General features: G+C 70.2%; 18 protein-coding genes. 2 read left to right on the top strand and 16 right to left on the bottom strand.

Annotated elements, in window-relative coordinates; all coding sequences use genetic code 11:
* Positions 1-6 precede the first annotated feature (6 nt).
* Genes rpoZ through carA form a run of 7 tightly spaced genes read right to left on the bottom strand, consistent with a single transcriptional unit; the run spans position 7 to position 7,901 of the window.
* A complete protein-coding gene (gene rpoZ / locus AC1XX3_RS13255) occupies positions 7-327 on the bottom strand; it encodes a DNA-directed RNA polymerase subunit omega (RefSeq protein WP_483321609.1) in 321 nt (106 codons plus the stop codon).
* A gap of 47 nt (positions 328-374) precedes the next feature.
* A complete protein-coding gene (gmk, locus tag AC1XX3_RS13250; RefSeq protein WP_483321608.1) occupies positions 375-971 on the bottom strand; it encodes a guanylate kinase in 597 nt (198 codons plus the stop codon).
* Positions 968-1,306: an integration host factor, actinobacterial type gene (gene mihF, locus AC1XX3_RS13245; RefSeq protein ID WP_483321607.1), complete on the bottom strand. Its 339-nt coding sequence runs from the start codon at positions 1,304-1,306 to the stop codon at positions 968-970. The genes gmk and mihF overlap by 4 nt, the downstream gene beginning before the upstream one ends.
* A gap of 43 nt (positions 1,307-1,349) precedes the next feature.
* Positions 1,350-2,189, bottom strand: a complete 840-nt coding sequence (pyrF, locus tag AC1XX3_RS13240; protein ID WP_483321606.1) for an orotidine-5'-phosphate decarboxylase — start codon at positions 2,187-2,189, stop codon at positions 1,350-1,352.
* Positions 2,186-3,346, bottom strand: coding sequence for a quinone-dependent dihydroorotate dehydrogenase (locus AC1XX3_RS13235; protein WP_483321605.1), 1,161 nt, complete (start codon positions 3,344-3,346; stop codon positions 2,186-2,188). Before AC1XX3_RS13235 ends, pyrF begins: the two co-directional genes overlap by 4 nt.
* Positions 3,322-6,654 carry a carbamoyl-phosphate synthase large subunit gene (carB, locus tag AC1XX3_RS13230; RefSeq protein ID WP_483321604.1) on the bottom strand — a complete coding sequence of 1,111 codons (3,333 nt, stop codon included), beginning with the start codon at positions 6,652-6,654 and terminating at the stop codon, positions 3,322-3,324. The genes AC1XX3_RS13235 and carB overlap by 25 nt, the downstream gene beginning before the upstream one ends.
* Positions 6,654-7,901 carry a glutamine-hydrolyzing carbamoyl-phosphate synthase small subunit gene (gene carA / locus AC1XX3_RS13225; protein ID WP_483321603.1) on the bottom strand — a complete coding sequence of 416 codons (1,248 nt, stop codon included), beginning with the start codon at positions 7,899-7,901 and terminating at the stop codon, positions 6,654-6,656. The genes carB and carA overlap by 1 nt, the downstream gene beginning before the upstream one ends.
* Before the next feature lie 161 nt (positions 7,902-8,062).
* On the opposite strand from carA, the gene AC1XX3_RS13220 reads away from it, so the two are divergent.
* A complete protein-coding gene (locus AC1XX3_RS13220) occupies positions 8,063-8,602 on the top strand; it encodes a MarR family winged helix-turn-helix transcriptional regulator (RefSeq protein WP_483321602.1) in 540 nt (179 codons plus the stop codon).
* A 58-nt stretch (positions 8,603-8,660) separates the two neighbouring features.
* Entirely contained in the window at positions 8,661-10,673 is a 2,013-nt protein-coding gene (locus AC1XX3_RS13215; protein ID WP_483321601.1) for an MFS transporter, read from the top strand.
* Between the two features lie 106 nt (positions 10,674-10,779).
* Here the strand turns inward: AC1XX3_RS13215 and nusB are convergent, their stop codons facing one another.
* The 9 genes from nusB to alaS all read right to left on the bottom strand — a co-directional run bounded on the left by nusB (position 10,780) and on the right by alaS (position 19,872).
* The gene (nusB, locus tag AC1XX3_RS13210; RefSeq protein ID WP_483321600.1) at positions 10,780-11,220 is read right to left on the bottom strand and encodes a transcription antitermination factor NusB; all 441 of its coding nucleotides are present in this window, start codon (positions 11,218-11,220) and stop codon (positions 10,780-10,782) included.
* Between the two features lie 8 nt (positions 11,221-11,228).
* Positions 11,229-11,792 (bottom strand): elongation factor P, encoded by a 564-nt coding sequence (gene efp / locus AC1XX3_RS13205; RefSeq protein ID WP_483321599.1) that lies wholly within the window; start codon positions 11,790-11,792, stop codon positions 11,229-11,231.
* A 58-nt stretch (positions 11,793-11,850) separates the two neighbouring features.
* Entirely contained in the window at positions 11,851-12,951 is a 1,101-nt protein-coding gene (gene aroB, locus AC1XX3_RS13200) for a 3-dehydroquinate synthase (protein WP_483321598.1), read from the bottom strand.
* Entirely contained in the window at positions 12,948-13,448 is a 501-nt protein-coding gene (locus AC1XX3_RS13195) for a shikimate kinase (RefSeq protein ID WP_483321597.1), read from the bottom strand. Before AC1XX3_RS13195 ends, aroB begins: the two co-directional genes overlap by 4 nt.
* Positions 13,445-14,644, bottom strand: a complete 1,200-nt coding sequence (gene aroC, locus AC1XX3_RS13190; protein ID WP_483321596.1) for a chorismate synthase — start codon at positions 14,642-14,644, stop codon at positions 13,445-13,447. Before aroC ends, AC1XX3_RS13195 begins: the two co-directional genes overlap by 4 nt.
* A 75-nt stretch (positions 14,645-14,719) precedes the next feature.
* Positions 14,720-15,598: a shikimate dehydrogenase gene (locus AC1XX3_RS13185; RefSeq protein WP_483321595.1), complete on the bottom strand. Its 879-nt coding sequence runs from the start codon at positions 15,596-15,598 to the stop codon at positions 14,720-14,722.
* The gene (mltG, locus tag AC1XX3_RS13180) at positions 15,595-16,704 is read right to left on the bottom strand and encodes an endolytic transglycosylase MltG (RefSeq protein ID WP_483321594.1); all 1,110 of its coding nucleotides are present in this window, start codon (positions 16,702-16,704) and stop codon (positions 15,595-15,597) included. Before mltG ends, AC1XX3_RS13185 begins: the two co-directional genes overlap by 4 nt.
* A gap of 25 nt (positions 16,705-16,729) precedes the next feature.
* On the bottom strand, positions 16,730-17,182 hold the full coding sequence (gene ruvX, locus AC1XX3_RS13175) for a Holliday junction resolvase RuvX (protein WP_483322107.1): 453 nt from the start codon (positions 17,180-17,182) through the stop codon (positions 16,730-16,732).
* Between the two features lie 23 nt (positions 17,183-17,205).
* Entirely contained in the window at positions 17,206-19,872 is a 2,667-nt protein-coding gene (gene alaS, locus AC1XX3_RS13170; protein ID WP_483321593.1) for an alanine--tRNA ligase, read from the bottom strand.
* Between the last annotated feature and the right edge of the window lie 28 nt (positions 19,873-19,900).

The following is a 19,900-nucleotide window of genomic DNA, read 5'->3' as shown; positions in this document are numbered from 1 at the left end:
CCTGGGTCAGGCCGGGTCGTCGAACGAGGTCTCGGCCTCGCCCGCGGTGTCGCCCTCGGGGGCGTCGGGGTCGATGTCGGTGCAGGTCAGGACTCCGGCGTTCACCTCGCGCAGCGCGATGGACAGCGGCTTCTCCTGAACGGAGGTCTCCACCAGCGGGCCCACGTTGTCGAGGAGGCCCTCGCCCAGCTGCGAGTAGTAGGCATTGATCTGGCGGGCACGCTTGGCCGCGAAGAGGACCAGCTTGTATTTGGAGTCGGACTTGGTGAGCAGCTCGTCGATCGGGGGATTGGTGATCCCCTCGGCAACAACAGGATTTCCGGACAAGGTCAACCTTTGGGATTGCGGGGGCAGGCCGCGAACGGCCTGCAGGACTACAGACCCAGCAACACTACCAAGTCTTCGACGGCTTGACCTATTTCGCCGTTCACGATGACGTGGTCGAACTCGGCCATGGCGTCGATCTCGTCCCGGGCGGTCTGCAACCGGCGCTCCCGCTGCTCAGGTGTCTCGGTCCCCCGGCCGGTGAGCCGGCGCACCAGCTCGTCCCAGGACGGCGGGGCGAGGAAGACGAACCGGGCGTCGGGACAGCTGCGCCGCACCTGACGGGCGCCGTTCAGGTCGATCTCCAACAGGGCCTCCCGTCCGGCGGCCAGGGCGGCGTACACGCTGGCCTTGGGGGTCCCGTACCGGGCGGCGCCGTGCACCACCGCCCACTCGAGCAGGTCACCGCGTTCGATCAGCTCGTCGAACTCGGCGTCGGAGACGAACAGGTAGTGCACCCCGTCGATCTCGCCGGGTCGGGCGGGCCGGGTGGTGGCGGAGACAGAGACGTACACCTCGGGGTGCTCGGCCCGCAGCCGGTTGACCACGGTGCCCTTGCCGACCGCGGTGGGTCCGGACAGCACCGTCAGCCGTGGCGTACGGGGTACGGGATCGACCCGCTCCTCCGCCGGCTGGTCGGCGGTCACGACTCACCGCGGCGGGAGGTCTTGGCGCCGAACTCGGCCACCAGGGCGGCGCTCTGGTGCCGGCCCAGACCGCGCAGCCGCCGGTTGGCGGCGATGTCGAGACGCTCCATCACCTTGGCGGCACGGACCGAGCCCACCCGGGGCAGGGACTTGAGCACGTCGGCCACCTTGGCGTGGGCGATCACGTCGTCGGTCTCGGCCAGTTCCAGCACCTCCGCCAGGCTCCGGTCACCGACCCGCAGGGCCTGCTTGACCTCGGCACGGCGGCGGCGGGCTTCGGTGGCCGCGGAGCGAGCCTGGGAACGCTGCTCGTCGCTCAGCGGCGGAATGGTCACGAAAGCTCGTCCTCGGTGGTCGTGGGGTCGGGATGGAGAGAACTTACCCCAACCGGAGGACGGCTTCCATCTCGCCGGACAGCCGCTGGGCCGCCGCCCACAGCGCTGCGGGGTCGGGACCGGCGGACAGCACCTCGCGGCTGACCGACGCCAGGACGGCGGGCACCGCGGCGCCGAAGACCGTGACCAGATCCTCGGCCCGACCGCCCTGGGCGCCGATCCCGGGCGCCAGGATGGACCCGTCCAGGGCGGAGAAGTCGGTGCCGGTACGCCCGATGGTGGCGCCCACCACAACGCCCACGTGTCCCGGACCGTCTACCGTGGCGTTGACCGCGGCCGCCTGGTCGACGATGTCTTGGCCGACGGTCGCCCCGGACCCGGTACGGGCCTGCTGCAGCCGCGCCGCCTCCGGGTTGCTGGTCAGGGCCAGCACGTAGACGCCGCGGCCCGAGGAGCCGGCGAGCTCGATCGCACCGGTCAGCGAGCCGAACCCGAGGTACGGGCTGAGCGTCACCGCATCGGCGGCCAGCGGCGAGCCGTCGCTCAGGTACGCGGCCGCGTAGGCATCCATGGTGGAGCCGATGTCGCCGCGCTTGATGTCCAGCAGGCTCAGCGCGCCCGTGGCGGCGATGTCGGCCAGGACGCGTTCCAGCACCGCGACCCCGGCCGACCCGTGCGCCTCGAAGAAGGCCGACTGCGGCTTGAACACCGCGACCGACTCCCCCAGCGCCTCGACCACGGTGCGGGCGAAGCGCTCCGCCCCGGCGGCGTCCGGGCTCAGGCCCCAGGCGGTGAGCAGCGGCGGGTGCGGGTCGATCCCGACGCACAGCGGTCCGCGGGCGGCGACGGCGGCGGCCAGCCGGCGGCCGTAGGTGGTGGTCATCGTTCTCCTCCCGCCGCCGTGAGCGGCAGCTGGTTGATGGCGGACACGAGTGCCGGTCCGCCGAACACATAGCCGGTGTACACCTGCAGCAGATCGGCACCGGCGTCGAGCATGGCTTGCGCGTCGTCGGCGCTCAAGATGCCGCCGACGCCGATCAGCGGGAGCGCGGTCCGCGCCCGCAGGAAGGCCACCACCTCTCGGGCGCGGCGGGTCAGCGGCGCGCCGGACAGCCCGCCGGCTTCGGCGGCGAGTGGCCGGTCCGGTGCGGCCAGCCCGTCGCGGGCCAGGGTGGTGTTGGTGGCGATCAACCCGGCCGCGCCGGCCCCGGTGCACACGTCGAGGACCTCTTCGAGCGCCCCCTCGGTCAGGTCCGGCGCGATCTTGACGAACACAGGGACACCGGTGCCGCCCGGGGCCAGGTCCTGGCTACGGGCGACCAGGGCGCCGACCAGGTCGCGCAGGGTGTCCTGATCCTGCAGCGACCTCAGCCCGGGGGTGTTGGGGCTGGAGACGTTGACGGCCAGGTAGTCGGCGTACGGGGCGAGCAGCTCGAGCGAGGTCAGGTAGTCGGCGGTGGCCTCGGCCAGCGGGGTGGTCTTGGTCTTGCCGAGCGAGACCCCGACCGGCATCCCGACCCGGTTGTTGCCGCGCGCCACGCCGGCGGCGGCCAGCCGGTCGGCCAGCGCGGCGGCGCCGGCGTTGTTGAACCCCATCCGGTTGATCACCGCCCGGCTGGCGGGCAGCCGGAACAGCCGCGGCCGGTCGTTGCCGGGCTGGGCCGACGCGGTGACCGTGCCGAGCTCGGCGTGGCCGAAGCCGAGCGCGGACCAGGCGCGGACGCCGACGCCGTTCTTGTCCAGTCCGGCGGCCAGCCCGACCAGTCCGGGAAAGTCGATCCCGGCCAGCCGGGTCGGTCGCTGCGCCCGGCCGCAGATCGCCGCGGCCAGCCGGAGCGCCGCCCGGGAGCTGCCCAGGGCCGCCACCGCCCGCAGTGTCTGCTCATGCACCCGCTCGGCGTCGCCGCCGAAGGCACGGAACAGCACCGGCCGCAGCACTGCGGCGTACCCGGTGTCGAGGACGACCTCGCGTCGGGTACGTCGCGGTGCTGGCGGCGAGACCGGAGCTGGACCGCTCAGTGCCACGAGTTGCCGTGCCACGACTGCAGCGAGCGGACCCCGATGCTGCCGGCGCGGATCGCCTCGATGCCCTGGACCGCCGCGGCTAGACCCTGCACGGTCGTGATGCACGGGACGTTGCGCAGCACCGCAGCCGTGCGGATCTCGTAGCCGTCGTAGCGCGGCCGGCCGTCGGCACTGAGCCCGTGCGGGGTGTTGAAGATCAAGTCGACCTCCCCGTCCAGGATGGCCTGCACGACCGTCTTCTCCCCGTCCGGGCCGGTGCCCTGGCTGAACTTGCGGACCGTGGTCACCTCGACCCCGTGCCGGCGCAGCATTGACGCCGTGCCGGCGGTCGCCACCAGCTGGAAGCCGAGGTCGGCGAGCCGCTTGACCGGGAAGATGACGCTGCGCTTGTCCCGGTTCGCCACCGAGACGAAGACGGTGCCGGTGGTCGGCAGCGGGCCGAAGCCGGCGACCTGACTCTTGGCGAAGGCGGTGCCGAAGTCCCGGTCCAGCCCCATCACCTCACCGGTGGACTTCATCTCCGGCCCGAGGATGATGTCGACGGAGATGCCCTCGACGGTGCGGAACCGGTTGAAGGGCATCACCGCCTCCTTGACAGCGATCGGTGCCCCCGAGACCTCCGAGGTGCCGTCGCCCTCGGCGTGCAGCAGACCCTCGGTCCGCAGCTGTGCGATCGACGTGCCGAGACTGATCCGTGCCGCCGCCTTGGCCAGCGGGGTCGCTGTCGCCTTGGAGACGAACGGCACGGTCCGCGAGGCCCGCGGGTTGGCCTCCAAGACGTACAAGGTGTCTCCGGCCAGCGCGAACTGGATGTTGAGCAGCCCGCGGACGCCCACACCGTTGGCGATCGCCTCGGTCGAGACGCGGATCCGGTCGATCACCTCCGCCCCCAAGGTGATCGGCGGCAGGGCGCAGGCCGAGTCGCCGGAGTGCACGCCGGCCTCCTCGATGTGCTCCATCACGCCACCGAGATAGAGGTCGGTGCCGTCGTAGAGCGCGTCGACGTCGATCTCGATCGCGTCGTCGAGGAACCGGTCGACCAGCACCGGGTGCTCCGGCGAGACCTCGGTCGCCCGCTCGATGTAGGAGCTCAGGCTGGGCTCGTCGTAGACGATCTCCATCCCCCGCCCGCCGAGCACGTAGGACGGCCGAACCAGCACCGGGTAGCCGATCTCGTCGGCGATCCGCTTCGCCTCGTCGAACGAGCGGGCCATCCCGTGCTTGGGTGCCGGCAGACCGGCCGCGGCCAGCACGTCGCCGAAGGCGCCGCGTTCCTCGGCCAGGTGGATGGCCTCCGGGCTGGTGCCCACGATCGGCACCCCGGCGTCCTTGAGCCCTTGGGCCAGTCGCAGTGGCGTCTGCCCGCCGAGCTGCACGATCACCCCGGCGATCGGACCGGCCAGTGTCTCGGTGTGCACCACCTCGAGCACGTCCTCCAAGGTGAGCGGCTCGAAGTAGAGCCGGTCGGAGGTGTCGTAGTCGGTGGAGACGGTCTCGGGGTTGCAGTTGACCATGATGGTCTCGTAGCCGGCGCCGTCGTTGTCCGGCGCGGCCGACAGCGCCATCGAGGCGTGTACGCACGAATAGTCGAACTCGATCCCCTGGCCGATCCGGTTCGGGCCGCTGCCCAGGATCAGCACCGCAGGCCGCTCCCGTGGCTGCACCTCGGTCTCGAGGTCGTAGGAGCTGTAGTGGTACGGCGTCCGCGCCGCGAACTCCGCCGCGCAGGTGTCCACCGTCTTGTAGACCGGGCGGATGCCGAGCGCCCAGCGGACCCCGCGGACCACTGCCTCCGGCATGTCCCGCAGCGCAGCGATCTGGGCGTCGGAGAAGCCGTGCCGCTTCGCCTTCCGCAGCACCTCCGGCGTCAGGTCGGCCGCTTTGGCGACCTCGTCGGCGATCTCCAGCAGCAGGCTCAGCTGGTCGAGAAACCATGGGTCGATCTTGGTCGCCGCATGCACCTGCTCCGGGGTCGCGCCGGCCCGCATGGCGGTGAAGGCGACGCCGAGCCGACCGTCGTGCGGCCGGCTGGCCAGCTCGAGCAGCTCCTCGACGGACTGGGTGATCGGGGAGGTGTAGTCGAACGGCGCCCGCGGGTCCTCCAGGCTGCGCAGAGCCTTGCCGAGTGCCTCGGTGAAGTTGCGGCCGATGGCCATCGCCTCGCCGACGCTCTTCATGTGGGTGGTCAGCGTGGAGTCGGCGGAGGGGAACTTCTCGAAGGCGAACCGCGGCACCTTCACCACGATGTAGTCCAGCGTCGGCTCGAAGCTGGCCGGCGTCTGCTCGGTGATGTCGTTGGGGATCTCGTCCAGGGTGTAGCCGATGGCCACCTTGGCGGCGATCTTCGCGATCGGGAAGCCGGTCGCCTTGGAGGCCAGCGCGCTGGACCGCGAGACCCGCGGGTTCATCTCGATCACGATCATCCGGCCGGTCGACGGCTCGACGGCGAACTGGATGTTGCAGCCGCCGGTGTCCACGCCGACGGCCCGGATCACCCCGATCGCCACGTCGCGCATCCGCTGGTACTCGCGGTCGGTCAGCGTCAGAGCCGGCGCCACCGTGATCGAGTCGCCGGTGTGCACCCCCATCGGGTCGAGGTTCTCGATCGAGCAGATGATGACCACGTTGTCGGCGCGGTCCCGCATCACCTCCAGCTCGTATTCCTTCCACCCCAGGATCGACTCCTCGATCAGCACCTCGGTGGTCGGGCTGGCCGACAGGCCCGCGCCGGCGATCCGGCGCAGGTCGGACTCGGTGTGGGCGAACCCGGAACCGACGCCGCCCATGGTGAAGCTGGGGCGAACGACCAGCGGGTAGCCGAGCTCGTCGGCGGCGGCCAGCACCTCGTCCATCGTGTGGCAGGTGACGCTGCGGGCCACTTCGGCCCGGCCGCCCTCGATGCCCTCGAGTCCTTCCACGATGGCCTTGAACTGCTCGCGGTTCTCGCCCCGCTGAATCGCCTCGATCGAGGCGCCGATCAGCTCGACGTCGTACTTCGCCAGCACGCCGGCCTCGTCCAGCGCCACCGCGGCGTTCAGCGCTGTCTGTCCGCCCAAGGTGGCGAGCAGGGCGTCGGGGCGCTCCAGCGCGATGACCTGTTCGACGAACTCGGGGGTGATCGGCTCGATGTAGGTGGCGTGCGCGAACTCCGGGTCGGTCATGATCGTCGCCGGGTTGGAGTTCACCAGGATGACCCGGTAGCCCTCCTCCTTCAGCACCCGGCAGGCCTGGGTGCCGGAATAGTCGAACTCGCTGGCCTGGCCGATCACGATCGGACCGGAACCGATCACCAGGATGGACTTGATGTCGTCGCGGCGGGGCATCAGACGGTTCCCTCTGGGCTGGTCGGGGCTGGGCTGGTCGGTGCTGGGCTGGTCGGGGTCTGGGCTCTGTCGGTCAGCACCTGAACGAAGCGGTCGAACAGATAGCTGGCGTCGTGCGGGCCTGCCGCCGCCTCCGGGTGGTACTGGACCGAGAAGGACAGCAGCCGTCCGTCGGCGTCGCTGAGCTTGAGCCCCTCGACGACGGAGTCGTTGAGGCAGAGATGGCTGACCTCGGCGATCCCGTACGGGGTCTCGGTCGGTCGGTCGAGCGGAGCGTCGACGGCGAACCCGTGGTTGTGGGCGGTGATCTCCACCTTGCGGGTGCCCAGATCCATCACCGGCTGGTTGATGCCGCGGTGACCGTAGCCGAGCTTGTAGGTCCCGAAGCCCAGCGCCCGGCCGAACAGCTGGTTGCCGAAGCAGATGCCGAAGTACGGGATGCCTGCGGCGAGAACCTCGCGCAGCAGCGCAACCGGCCCGGCCGCGGCCTCAGGGTCGCCGGGGCCGTTGGAGAAGAACACCCCGTCGGGCTGGATCGCCTCGAGGTCGGCGAAGGTCGCCGTCGAGGGGACCACGTGCACCTCGATCCCCCGCTCAGCCAGCCGGTACGGGGTCCGGGTCTTGATGCCGAGGTCGACGGCGGCGACGGTGAACTTCCGCTCGCCCACCGCCGGGACGACGTAGGTGGTGGCGGTGCTGACCTCGTCGGCCAGGTGCGCCCCGGTCATCGACGGGGTGTCCAGCACTTTGCGCAGCAGCGCCTGGGGGTCGGTCTCGACGGTGGAGATGCCGACCCGCATGGCACCGCGGTCGCGCAGGTGCCGGGTCAGGGCGCGGGTGTCGACGTCGCTCATGCCGACGATGCCCTGCGCCCGCAGCTCGGCGTCGAGGGTGCGGCGCGAGCGCCAGTTGGACGGGGTCCGGGCCGCGTCGCGGACGACGTAGCCGGCCACCCAGATCCGCGACGACTCGTCGTCCTCGTCGTTCCAGCCGGTGTTGCCGATGTGCGGTGCCGTGGCCACCACGATCTGGCGGTGATAGCTGGGATCGGTCAGCGTCTCCTGGTACCCCGACATCGCGGTCGCGAAGACCGCCTCGCCGAAGGTCTCGCCGTGGGCGCCGAACGAGCGGCCGGTGAACGTACGCCCGTCCTCGAGGACGAGCAGGGCGGGCACCGTGGGGGGAGCTCCCCCGTCGTCGACCGCAGGTGTGGTGGTGGTGGTGATGGTGTTCGTGGTTCCGGGCATGACCGTCCTTTCCTGCCTCACAGGACAGGTCTTAAAGGTTGGGAAATCTGTAGGAGATTACCAGCCCGAGCGCCCTGTCCGCCGATCCGCCGCCGGCTGGAATAGTTGCCCTATGTAAGCGGTTCTCTCTATAGTTGCGTAACACAATCAAAGGAGCAGGCATGGCCACCCAGACCGCCGAGCCAGGCACGACGCCGGACCCGGCAGCGAACGCGGACGCGGAGACGACAGCCGCGTCCGAGGTGCTGAACTCCATGGTGGATCTCATCCGCACGGCCCGAGCCGTCGGGCACCGGGAGAGCGACAAGCTCGGGATCACCGGCACTCCGCTGGGCATCCTGCGCCGGTTGGCCGTCGGCGACGCCCGCGGCAGCGACCTGGCCTACACGCTGCAGATCGCACCGTCCGTCGTCTCCCGGGCCGTCGTGGCCCTGGAGCAGGCCGGCCTGCTCGAACGACGCCACGACCCCGACGACGCCCGCGCCTGGCGTCTTGGCCTGACCGACCTCGGTCGCCAGGAGCTGGCCGAGCGACAGCGCCGCATCCAGGACCGGTTCGCCGACGTCCTCCTCGGCTGGGACCCCGCCGAGGTATCCGAGCTGGCCCGTCTGATGCGCAAGCTCGAGCAGGCCATCGGGAACCGCCTCGATGGGTCCGCTCCCCCCGCTCGACTGCTCGACGACGAGCTGCGGTCGGGCTGAGCCGCACCACGCCCCGTCGCCCGATCAGACCTCCGTTCTTCTCAGCAAAGGCACTCTCATGAGCACGTCCACCTTGACCCGCCCGGCAGGCGCGGCCATCGCTACACCCGGTGACATGAGTCACCGCCAGATCCTCGAGGTGATGACCGGTCTGCTGGCCGCTCTGTTCACCGCCATGCTTTCGTCCACCATCGTCGCCACCGCGCTGCCCACGATCATCGGCCAGCTGCAGGGCACCCAGCGTCAGTACACCTGGGTGATCACCGCGTCGCTGCTGGCCACCACGGTCACGACGCCGATCTGGGGCAAGCTGTCGGACCTGTTCAGCAAGAAGCTGCTCGTCCAGCTGGCCATCGTGGTGTTCGTGGTCGGCTCGATCGGCGCCGGGTTCTCCCACAGCGTGCCGTTCCTGATCGGCTGCCGTGTCGTCCAGGGCCTCGGAATGGGTGGGCTGACCGCTCTGGTGCAGTCCATCATGGGCACCATCATCGCTCCCCGCGAGCGGGGTCGCTACTCCGGCTACATGGGCGCGGTGATGGCCGTCAGCACCGTCTCCGGACCGCTGCTCGGAGGGGTCATCGTCGACAGCCCGCTGGGCTGGCGCTGGACCTTCTTCGTCTGCATCCCGCTGGCCGTCATCTCGATGTTCATCCTGCAGGCCACGCTGAAGATCGCCACCGAGCGACGGACACCCAAGATCGACTACCTCGGCGCCCTGCTGATCTCTGCCGGTGCCAGCCTGCCGCTGCTCTGGGTGACCTTCGCCGGCGACGACTTCGCCTGGATCTCCTGGCAGACGGCCGCCTACCTGGGCAGCTCCGCGGTGCTGATCATCCTGGCCGTCGTGGTCGAGCTCAAGGTCCGCGAGCCGCTGGTCCCGCTGCGGGTGCTCAACAACCGCACGGCGGTCCTGGTCATCCTGGCCAGCGTCGCGGTGGGCGTGGCCATGTTCGCCGGCACCACCTTTCTCGGGCAGTACTACCAGCTCGCCCGTGGCTACAGCCCCACCCGTGCCGGTCTGATGACCATCCCGCTGATGATCGCCATGCTGATCTCCTCGACCGGGGTGGGCCAGATCATCAGCAAGACCGGTCGGTGGAAGAACTTCCTGGTCGCCGGAGCCGTCCTGCTGGTCATCGGCCTCGCCGGTCTCGCCACCGTGGACCATGACACCCCGCTGTGGCAGATGGGCATCGCGATGGCGCTGATGGGCCTGGGCCTCGGCGCGATGATGCAGAACCTGGTGCTGGCGGTGCAGAACACCGTCGACGTCCGAGACATCGGCTCCACCTCCGCGACGGTGGCCTTCTTCCGCAGTCTGGGCGGCGCCGTCGGCGTCTCGGTCCTCGGCGCGGTGCTGGCCAACTCGGTCCAGGACAAGATCGCCGCCGGGCTGTCCCAGCTGGGAGCGGGCGGCGGCGGACAGACCGACACCAGCAGCCTCGACATCAACGTCCTGCCGGCCCCGGTGCTGCACATCGTCCGCGCGTCCTACGGTGACGCGACCGGACAGATCTTCCTCGTCAGCGCCATCTGCGCCGCTGTGGCGCTGCTCGCGGTGCTGTTCATCAAGGAGGTTCCGCTGCGGACCACCGTCGGTCTGACGGCCGCCGCACCCATTGCTGCTACACCCGTCGACGCCGCACCCGTTGACGCAGGCATGAACGAGGGTTCGCCCGAGCCCGACGGCTTCGACTCGGCGTGGCTGCAGGCCGCGGACTCCCGGCGATCGGTGACCACGCTCCTGGACGACGTCGGACGCGAGGTGGACCAGGCGACGGCAGAGTTCCACGCCCGACTGGACCAGATCAAGCACCAGCTGGCTGAGGAGTCCGGCGCCTCGTTGGGTCCAGCTGACGTCAGTGGCGACGACGCTCTGCGGTCCGACGAGTACGGGCTGCTGCTCAACAGTCAGCAGACCGCGGACAAGGTGATCCGGCTGGCCAAGGCCGAGGCGGAGCGGCTGCTCACCGACGCCGATGAACAGGTCGCCGAGCTCGAGCAGCGCATCCATGTGCTGCGCGCGACCGAGCAACAGCTGCGGGACGAGACTGCTCGCAGTGGGCGCTGAGGTCCTCCTCGCGCCGCCATCCCCGACTTGACGACGGCGCCAAACGACGACGGCCCCGGTCCGACGCAGTTGCTGCGTCGGCCGGGGCCGTCCTCGGTCCGGATTATTAGGTGGCGTGGCGGGATGCCTCAGCGTCGGGCTGCCGGCTGCGGTCCTTGGTCTGGATGATCGCGCCCAGCAACCCGTTGACGAAGCCTGGCGAGTCGTCGGTGGACAGGTCGGAGACCAGCGCGACCGCCTCGGACGCGGCGATCGCGTCGGGCAGGTCGAGGTGGTCGATCTCGAACACCGCGATCCGGACCGCATTACGGTCCACCCGTGGCATCCGCTCCAGGCTCCAGCCCAGAGCCGCGGCCGCGGCGATCCGGGTGTCGATCTCGTCGCGGTGGGCACTGACGCCCTCGACCAGGGTGGTGGTGTAGTCACGGACCGGTGGATCGGCGTCGGCCGAGCGGACCTCGAGGGTCGCCACCGGGTCGGTCCCCCGCAGGTCTGCCTCGAACAAGATGTCGAGGGCACGCTTGCGGGCCTTGCTGCGGGCAGACACGCGTCGACTCAGCTCCCGATGCGGCCGAGGTAGTCGCCGGTACGGGTGTCAACCTTGACCTTCTCGCCGTTGACGATGAACAACGGGACCTGGATCTGCAGCCCGGTCTCCAAGGTGGCGGGCTTGGTGCCGCCGGTGCTCCGGTCACCCTGCAGGCCGGGTTCGGTGTAGGTGATCACCAGCTCCACCGATGCGGGCAGGTCGATGTAGAGCGGGTTGCCCTCGTGGATCGCGACGGTGGCGATCTGCTCCTCGAGCAGGTAGTTCTTCGCCTCCCCCACGGTCTCGTCGCTGATGGTCACCTGGTCGTAGGTCGAGGTGTCCATGAAGACGAACCCGGAGCCGTCGTGATAGAGGTACTGCATATCGCGCCGGTCCACGTTGGCCGTGTCGACCTTGGTGTCGGAGTTGAAGGTCTTGTCGACCACCTTGCCCGACAGCACGTTCTTGAGCTTGGTGCGAACCACCGCGTTGCCCTTGCCGGGCTTGTGGTGCTGGAACCAGACCACCGACCACAGCTGCCCGTCGAGGTCTAGGACCATCCCGTTCTTCAGATCATTCGTCGATGCCACGCGGCAAACCCTCTCTGCACTTCACTCGTCGTCGCCCAAAGTCAGGCAGCGGTCCAGTTTAGCGGCTGATCTGGGCGTACGCCGCCTGCAGGTCCGCGACGTCCGGGCCCTCGAGGATCGATGCCTGGGCCAGACCGTCGAGGACGACGAAGCGCAGCCGGGAGCCACGGGTCTTCTTGTCCAGCGCCATGGTCGCCAGCAGCTCGTCGAAGACGTCGCCGCGATAGCTGGTCGGCAGCCCGACCGAGGACAGCACCGTGGCGTGTCGGGCGGCCAGCTCGGCGTCCAGGTGACCGGTCCGCCGGGCCAGCTCGGCCACGAACACCATGCCGACGCTGATCGCCTCCCCGTGCCGCCAGCGGTACTGCTCACGTCGCTCGATGGCGTGACCGAGGGTGTGCCCGTAGTTGAGCAGCTCTCGGCCCACCGACCGGCCCACTGAGGTGGACTCGCGCAGGTCGGCCGAGACGACGCTCGCCTTGACCTGGATGGACCGCTCGATCAGCTCCCGGAGCACCGACCCGGCCGGGTTGTGCACCCCGGCTGGGTCGGCCTCGACCAGGGTCAGGATCTGCGGGTCGGCGATGAAGCCGCACTTGATCACCTCGGCCAGGCCGGCGGTCAGGTCCGCCGCCGGCAGTGAGGCCAGCACGTCCAGGTCGCACAAGACGGCACGCGGCTCATAGAAGCAGCCGACCAGGTTCTTGCCGTCGGCGGTGTTGATGCCGGTCTTGCCGCCGACGGCGGCGTCGACCATGGCCAGCACGCTGGTCGGTACGGTGATCAGCGCGACGCCGCGGAGCCAGGTGGCCGCCACGAACCCGGCCAGGTCGGTGGTCGAACCGCCGCCCAGACCGATGACCAGGTCGGAGCGGGTGAACCCGGCGGCGCCCAGTACGGCCCAGCAGCGGGCGGCCACCTCGACGGTCTTGGCGGCCTCCGCGTCGGGTACGTCGATCCGTACCGGCTCCAGACCGGCGGTTCGCAGCAGCAGCACCACCCGCTCAGCCAACCCGACCAGGGTCGGCGGATGGATCACCGCGACCCGTTGTACGTCAGGGCCGCAGAGGTCGGGCAGCTGGTCCAGCACTCCGTGGCCGACCACCACCGGGTAGGCCTGCTCGGCGCTCACCTGGATCCGGGTGATCTCGGCGGTCATCCGTTCGACCCGGCGAGGATCGCGTCGACCACCTGGTCTGGGGTCAGCTCGTCGGTGGCGACGGTCTGGGTGGCCACGGCGGCGTAGAGCGGCGTCCGCTCGGCCAGCAGCCGGATGAGCTGACCACGGACGTTGCCCAGCAGCAGCGGCCGGGCCTCGTTCATGCCGACCCGCTTGACCGCCTGGCCGACCGAGACCTGCAGCCAGACCACCCGGTGCCCGGCCAGGGCGTCGCGGATCGCCGGCGACATCACCGCACCGCCGCCCAATGACAGCACCCCGGGCGCCTCCAGCAGCTCTACCGTGGTCGCCACCTCCAGCGCGCGGAAGGCGGGTTCGCCGTCGTCGGCGAAGATCTCCCCCACCGGCTTGCCCGCCTGCTGCTCGATCTGCGCGTCCACGTCGTGGTAGGCCAATCCCAGACGTTCGGCCAACCGCTGACCGACGGTGGACTTGCCCGAACCGGGGGCGCCGACCAGGACCAGGTCGGCGCTCATGCGGGGTGGACCTGGAGGCCGCGTTCGGCGACCGAGGCCAGATAGGACTGATAGTTGCGCCGCGACTCGGCCACCGAGTCGCCACCGAACTTCTCCAGGGCGGCGTTGGCCAACACCAGGGCGACCATCGCCTCCGCGACCACGCCGGCGGCCGGGACGGCGCAGACGTCGGAGCGCTGGTGATGGGCCACCGCCGCCTCGCCGGTCGCCGTGTCGACGGTGCGCAGGGCGCGGGGCACAGTCGCGATCGGCTTCATCGCGGCACGGACCCGCAGCACCTCACCGGTACTCATGCCACCCTCGGTACCACCGGCGCGGTGGCTGGCCCGGGCGATGCCGTCGGGCCCCGGCAGGATCTCGTCGTGGGCCGCGCTGCCGCGGGTCCGGGCGAGCTCGAAGCCGTCGCCGACCTCGACGCCCTTGATCGCCTGGATGCCCATCAGCGCGCCGGCCAGCTGCGCGTCGAGTCGTCGGTCCCAGTGGGCGTGCGAGCCCAGCCCCGGCGGCAGTCCCCAGACCACGACCTCGACCACACCGCCGAGGGTGTCGCCGTCGGCCTGGGCGGACTCCACCTCGGCCACCATGGCGGCGCTGGCGGTCGGGTCGAAGCAGCGGACCGGGTCGTCGTCGATCTGCGGCAGGTCCGCGATCCGCGGCATCGACCCGTACGGAGCACGGGCGGTGCCCAGCTCGACCACGTGGCTCAGCAGGGTGACCCCGAACGCCTGCTCGAGGAAGGCGCTCGCCACCCGCCCTAGTGCCACCCGGGCGGCGGTCTCGCGGGCGCTGGCGCGTTCCAAGATCGGCCGCGCCTCGTCGAAGTCATACTTCTGCATGCCGGCCAGGTCGGCGTGGCCGGGCCGCGGACGGGTCAGCGGGGCGTTACGGGCCCGACCCTCGAGCAGCGCAGGGTCCACCGGGTCGGCCGACATCACCGTCTCCCACTTGGGCCACTCGGTGTTACCGATCTGGATCGCCACCGGACCGCCCTGGGTCTCGCCGTGACGGACGCCGCCGAGGATGGTGACCGCATCGGCCTCGAACTTCATCCGTGCGCCCCGGCCGAAGCCGAGGCGTCGACGGGCGAGCGCGTCGGCGATGTCATCGCTGGTGACGTGGACGTGCGCCGGGAGACCTTCGAGTGTCGCGACCAACGCGGGACCGTGGGATTCACCGGCCGTGAGCCATCTGAGCATGGGCGTCAGTCTGTCACGCCGCCTCGGGCCGACTGCTCGCCTTCCGGCTGCTAGGACTCCAGGGCCAGCCGGCTGCTAGGACTCCAGGGCCTGGCGGCCCGCACGCATCAGCACGTCCGGCTCCACCCGCTCCCCCGTCATCAGCTCAACCTGCAGCACCGCCTGGGCGACCAGCAGGTCGAGCCCACTCAGCACGGTGCGCCCGGCAGCCTGCGCGGCGACGGCCAGCGGCGTCGGCCACGGGTCGTAGATCGCGTCGAACACGACAGCGGCGCTGGCGGCGATCTCGGCGGCGCGGTCATCGGCGGCACCGGCGGTCACCGTCGACACGACCAGGTCAGCGGCGGGCAGCTCGGCGTCCCAGCCGAGGACGTGCAGCCGCACCCCGAGGGCATCGGCCAGCGGAGTCAGCCGCTCGGCCTTGGCCGGCGTACGGGCCACCACGGTGACCGTCTCGGCACCCAGCCGTGCCGCAGACACCAAGCTGGAGCGCGCCGTGGCCCCGGCCCCGAGGACCGTCACCGTGCGTACCTCGTCGGCCCCCGTGCCGGTGACTGCGTCCACCAGCCCGCCGACGTCGGTGTTGTAGACGCGGCGTCCGTCGTGGTCGAGGATGACCGTGTTGGCGGCACCGACCAGCGCGGCGAGCTCATCCACCTCACCGAGCCCGAGTGCCGCCACCTTCAGCGGCATGGTGAGACTGAGCCCGCGCCAGCTGGCATCCAGGCCGGCGACGAACCCGGCCAGCTCGTCTTCGCCGACCTCGTAGCGGTCGTAGGTCCACAGCTGCAGACCGAGCTGGGCGTACGCCGCCCGGTGCAGCGCCGGCGACAGCGAGTGCTCGATCGGCGAGCCGAGGACGGCGCATCGGCGCTGGGCCGCGGACGGACCCCGAAGCGGTGGCCGCGGCAGAGGTGCGGCGCTCACCTGCCGGGTGTCCGCGGTGGCGCTCATGTGCAGCGACCCTTGTTGGCCTGACACCACTTCTGGAACTCGGCGACGTTCTTCTCATGGTCACTGAAGCTCTCGGCGAACTTCGTCTCGCCGGTGTCGAAGTTGACGGTCACGAAGTAGCGCCACTTGCCTGGGTCCGGGTTGGCCGCCGCCTCCAGCGCCGCCTTGCCGGGGGCAGAGATCGGACCGGGCGGCAGACCCTCGAACTTGTAGGTGTTGTATTTCGAGTTGCTCTTGCGGTCCTGTGGCGTGGTGGTCGTCGTCTTCAGGTTCTTGGCGTAGATGACGGTGGAGTCGAGCTCAAGCTTCTGGCCCTTGTCCAGCCGGTTGTAGAGCACCCGCGCGACCTTGGCCCGATACTTCGGGTCGTTCACCTCGCGCTCGATGATGCTGGCCACGATCAGCACCTCGTAGGGGCTGTAGCCCAGCGCCTTGGCCCGGTCCTCCAGCTCGATGTCGTCGGCCACCTTCTTGTAGCCGCTGACCATCGCCTTCAGCACCGACGCGGCGTTGGCGTCCGCTGTCAGCTCGTAGGTGTCGGGAAAGAGGAAGCCCTCGGGCTTGTTCTTCGCATACGCCGGCAGCCCGAGCGCCTTCGGGTTGTCCAGCGCCTTGTCGAAGTCGGCCTTCTTGATCTTCGTCCCCTTGACCAGGGCGTCGACCTGGGCGCTGAGCCGAAGCCCTTCGAGCACCGTGAACTGAGCCCGCACGCGGGAGTCGCCGGGGTTGATCAGCACCCGCAGCGCCTCGATGGCCGGCAGCTGCGTCTTCATCAGATAACGACCTGACTGGATCGACGTGGCCCGCTCCTCCTGGCGCAGCGCCTCGTCCCAGGCGTCGGTCGACTTGATGACGTCGTTGTCCACCAGCACCGAGCCGATGTCGCTGAGCGAGGCGCCGTCGGGGATGGTGACGGTGATCTGCCCCTTGCCGGCGCCCTCGTAGTCGTCCGGCTCACCGAAGCCGGCCAGCAGGGCGGAGCCACGGTCGTAGACCAGATAGCCGCCCACGACCAGCACCGCGAACGCCACCAGCACCGCCAGGCAGCCCTTGCCCCGGTGGACGATCTCGCGAGCCGGGCTCGGCTGAACGTCCGGGTCGAGCATCGATGTCACAGCGTGTCTCTCCCGCTCAGTGGTCGTCTGTCGGTGCCGATACTAACTCCCCGGGTGCAGCGCCCCGGGATCGTTCGACGTCCAGCGCGTGCTCCAAGATGGCCACCGCCGCCGCGGCGTCGATGACGCTGCGCTGCTGCTTGACCCGTTTTCCGCTCTCCGACAGCCGTCGCGACGCCGTGACCGTGGTCAGCCGCTCGTCCACCAACCGCACCGGTACGCCCGTCCCGAGCAGCCCGGCCAGTGCCACGGCGCGGGCCCGGACCTTGACCGCGGCCGGCCCTTCGCCGCCCGAGAGCGAGCGAGGCAGACCGACGACGACCTCGAGCGGTTCCTCCGCCGCGACCACGGCGGCGAGATCCGCCAGCTCGGCGTCGCCGGCCCGCACCGTGGTCAACGGGAAGGCGAGCGTCCCGGAGGCGTCGCACTTGGCCACGCCGATCCGGGCGTCGCCCCAGTCGAGCGCCAGCCGTACGCCCGGGCGCAGTGCGCTCAGGACAGGACCCGATGCCCGATGGCGTACTCGACGGCCGTCAACGCCGCCGGGATCTGGCTCGCATCCGAGCCGCCGCCCTGGGCCAGGTCGTCCTTGCCGCCGCCGCGACCACCCAGCGTCTGACTGGCCACGGTGACCAGCTCGCCGGCCTTGAGGCCGCGGTTCCGCGCGCCCTCGGTCGTGGCCACCACCACGGCAGGCTTCTCCGCCGTACCGCCGATCAGGCAGATCACGGCGGCGGTGTCGGCCACCCGGTTGCGGATCTCCATCGCGAGCGTGCGCAGATCCCCGGCCGAGACCCCGTCGGCATGGTGGGCGATGTAGGCCACGCCCCACATGTCGTGCGACTTGGCCAGGATCGGGTCGATGGTGGTGAGCAGGTTCTTGCTCCGCAGCGCTGCGATCTCGCGCTCGGCATCCTTGAGCTGGCTGACCATCTTCGCCACCCGGTCGGTGAGCTGGTCGGGCTGCACCTTCAGGGTGTCCGCCAGCCCCATCACCAGCGACCGCTCGCGGGCCAGGTGCTGGAACGCCTCCATCCCGACGTGGGCCTCGATCCGCCGCAGGCCGGAGCCGACAGACGACTCGCTGGTCACCGCCATCAGACCCACCTGCGAGGACTGCGCCACGTGGGTGCCGGCACACAGCTCACGCGACCAGCCGTCGCCCATGTCGACGACCCGGACGATGTCGCCGTAGACCTCGCCGAACAGCGCCATGGCGCCGATCGACCGGGCCTCGGCGAGCGGCATCAGGCTGGCGCTGACGCCGTAGTCGGCGCGGATCGCGGTGTTCGACAGCTCCTCGATCTGGCTGCGCTGCTGCTCACTCACCGGGTGGTTCCAGGAGAAGTCGAGCCGCAGATAGCCGGGCCGGTTGAACGAGCCGGCCTGCAACGCCGTCGGGCTGAGGATCTCGTGCAGCGCCTCGTGGATGACGTGGGTGGCCGAGTGTGCCTGGCAGGCGCCCAGCCGCCACTCCCGGTCGACCACGGCGGTCGCGCCCTGGCCGACCCGCAGCTCGCCTTCGCCCACGGTGACCTTGTGCACCACCAGCCCTTTGACCGGCCGCTGCACGTCATGGACGGTGAGCTCGACGCCGTCGACGGTGATCGTCCCGTGGTCACCGGCCTGGCCGCCCGACTCGGGATAGAACGGGGTCTCCTCCAGCACCAGCTCGACCTCGGTGCCGGGCCGGGCGACCTCGCGCAGCTCGCCGTCGACGACGATGCCACGCACAGCGCTCTCCCCGGTCAGCGTCTCGAAGCCCGTGAACGGGGTCTCACCCTTGCTCCGCAGCTGGGCGTAGATCTCGGTCGCGATCCCGCTGCCCTTCTTGGACTTCGCGTCCGCCTTGGCCCGGGTCCGCTGCTCGTTCATCAGCGCCCGGAATCCCGCCTCGTCGACCTCGAGACCCTGCTCGGCCGCCATCTCCAGCGTCAGGTCGATCGGGAAGCCGTAGGTGTCGTGCAGCTGGAAGGCACGATCGCCCGGCAGCCTGGTCTGGGCGTGGGACTTGGCGTCGGAGACAGCCAGGTCGAAGATCTGGGTGCCGGCGGTGAGGGTACGCCGAAACGCCTCCTCCTCGCCGTAGGCGATGTCGCTGATCCGGTCCCAGTCGCGCTCGACCTCGGGATAGGACTGCTTCATCTGGTCCCGGCTGATCGGCAGCAGCTCGCCGAGCACCGGCTCGTCGACGCCGAGCAGCCGCATCGACCGGATGCTGCGGCGCAGCAGCCGGCGCAGCACGTAACCGCGCGCCTCGTTGCCGGGGGTGACCCCGTCACCGATCAGCATCAGCGAGGAGCGGACGTGGTCGGCCACCACCCGGAGCCGGACGTCGTCGCCGTGGTCGGCGCCGTAACGCTTTCCGGCCAGCTCGGCTGCCCGGTCGATGACGGGATAGACCTCGTCGATCTCGTAGAGGTTGTCGACGCCTTGCAGCAGGTAGGCCACCCGTTCCAGGCCCATCCCGGTGTCGATGTTCTTGCGCGGCAGCGGCCGCATCACGTCGAAGTCGTCCTTCGCCCGGACGACCGACAGCTCCTCGGACATGAAGACCAGGTTCCAGATCTCCAAGAAGCGGTCCTCGTCCACCACTGGGCCGCCGTCGGGGCCGTACTCGGGGCCGCGGTCGATGTAGATCTCGCTGCAGGGTCCGCCCGGTCCGGGGACGCCCATGTTCCAGTAGTTGTCCAACAGGCCGCGGCGCTGGATCCGCTCCTGGGGCAGTCCGGCGATGTCGGCCCACAGCGCGGCCGCCTCGTCGTCGGAATGCAGCACGGTGACCCACACCTTGTCCGGGTCGAAGCCGAGGCCGCCGGCCTGCTGCGAGGTGGTGATCAGCTCCCAGGCGTAGGTGATCGCCTCGGCCTTGAAGTAGTCACCGAAGGAGAAGTTGCCGTTCATCTGGAAGAAGGTGCCGTGCCGGGTGGTCTTGCCGACCTCCTCGATGTCGAGGGTGCGCACACACTTCTGCACGCTGGTGGCCCGGTCGTACGGAGCCGTCTCGGCGCCGGTGAAGTACGGCTTGAACGGGACCATGCCGGCATTGACGAACAGCAGGGTGGGGTCGTTGTAGAGCAAGGGTGCAGAAGGCACCACCTGGTGGCCGCGCGAGGCGAAGAAGTCCAGGAAGCGGCGCCGGATCTCGGCGGTTTTCATGAGAGTGAGTCCTTTGGAGGTGAGAGGC

The organism is Microlunatus sp. M237, assembly GCF_056896895.1.
Note: the sequence above shows the minus strand (reverse complement) of the source record. Positions and strands in the feature narration are given on the sequence as shown.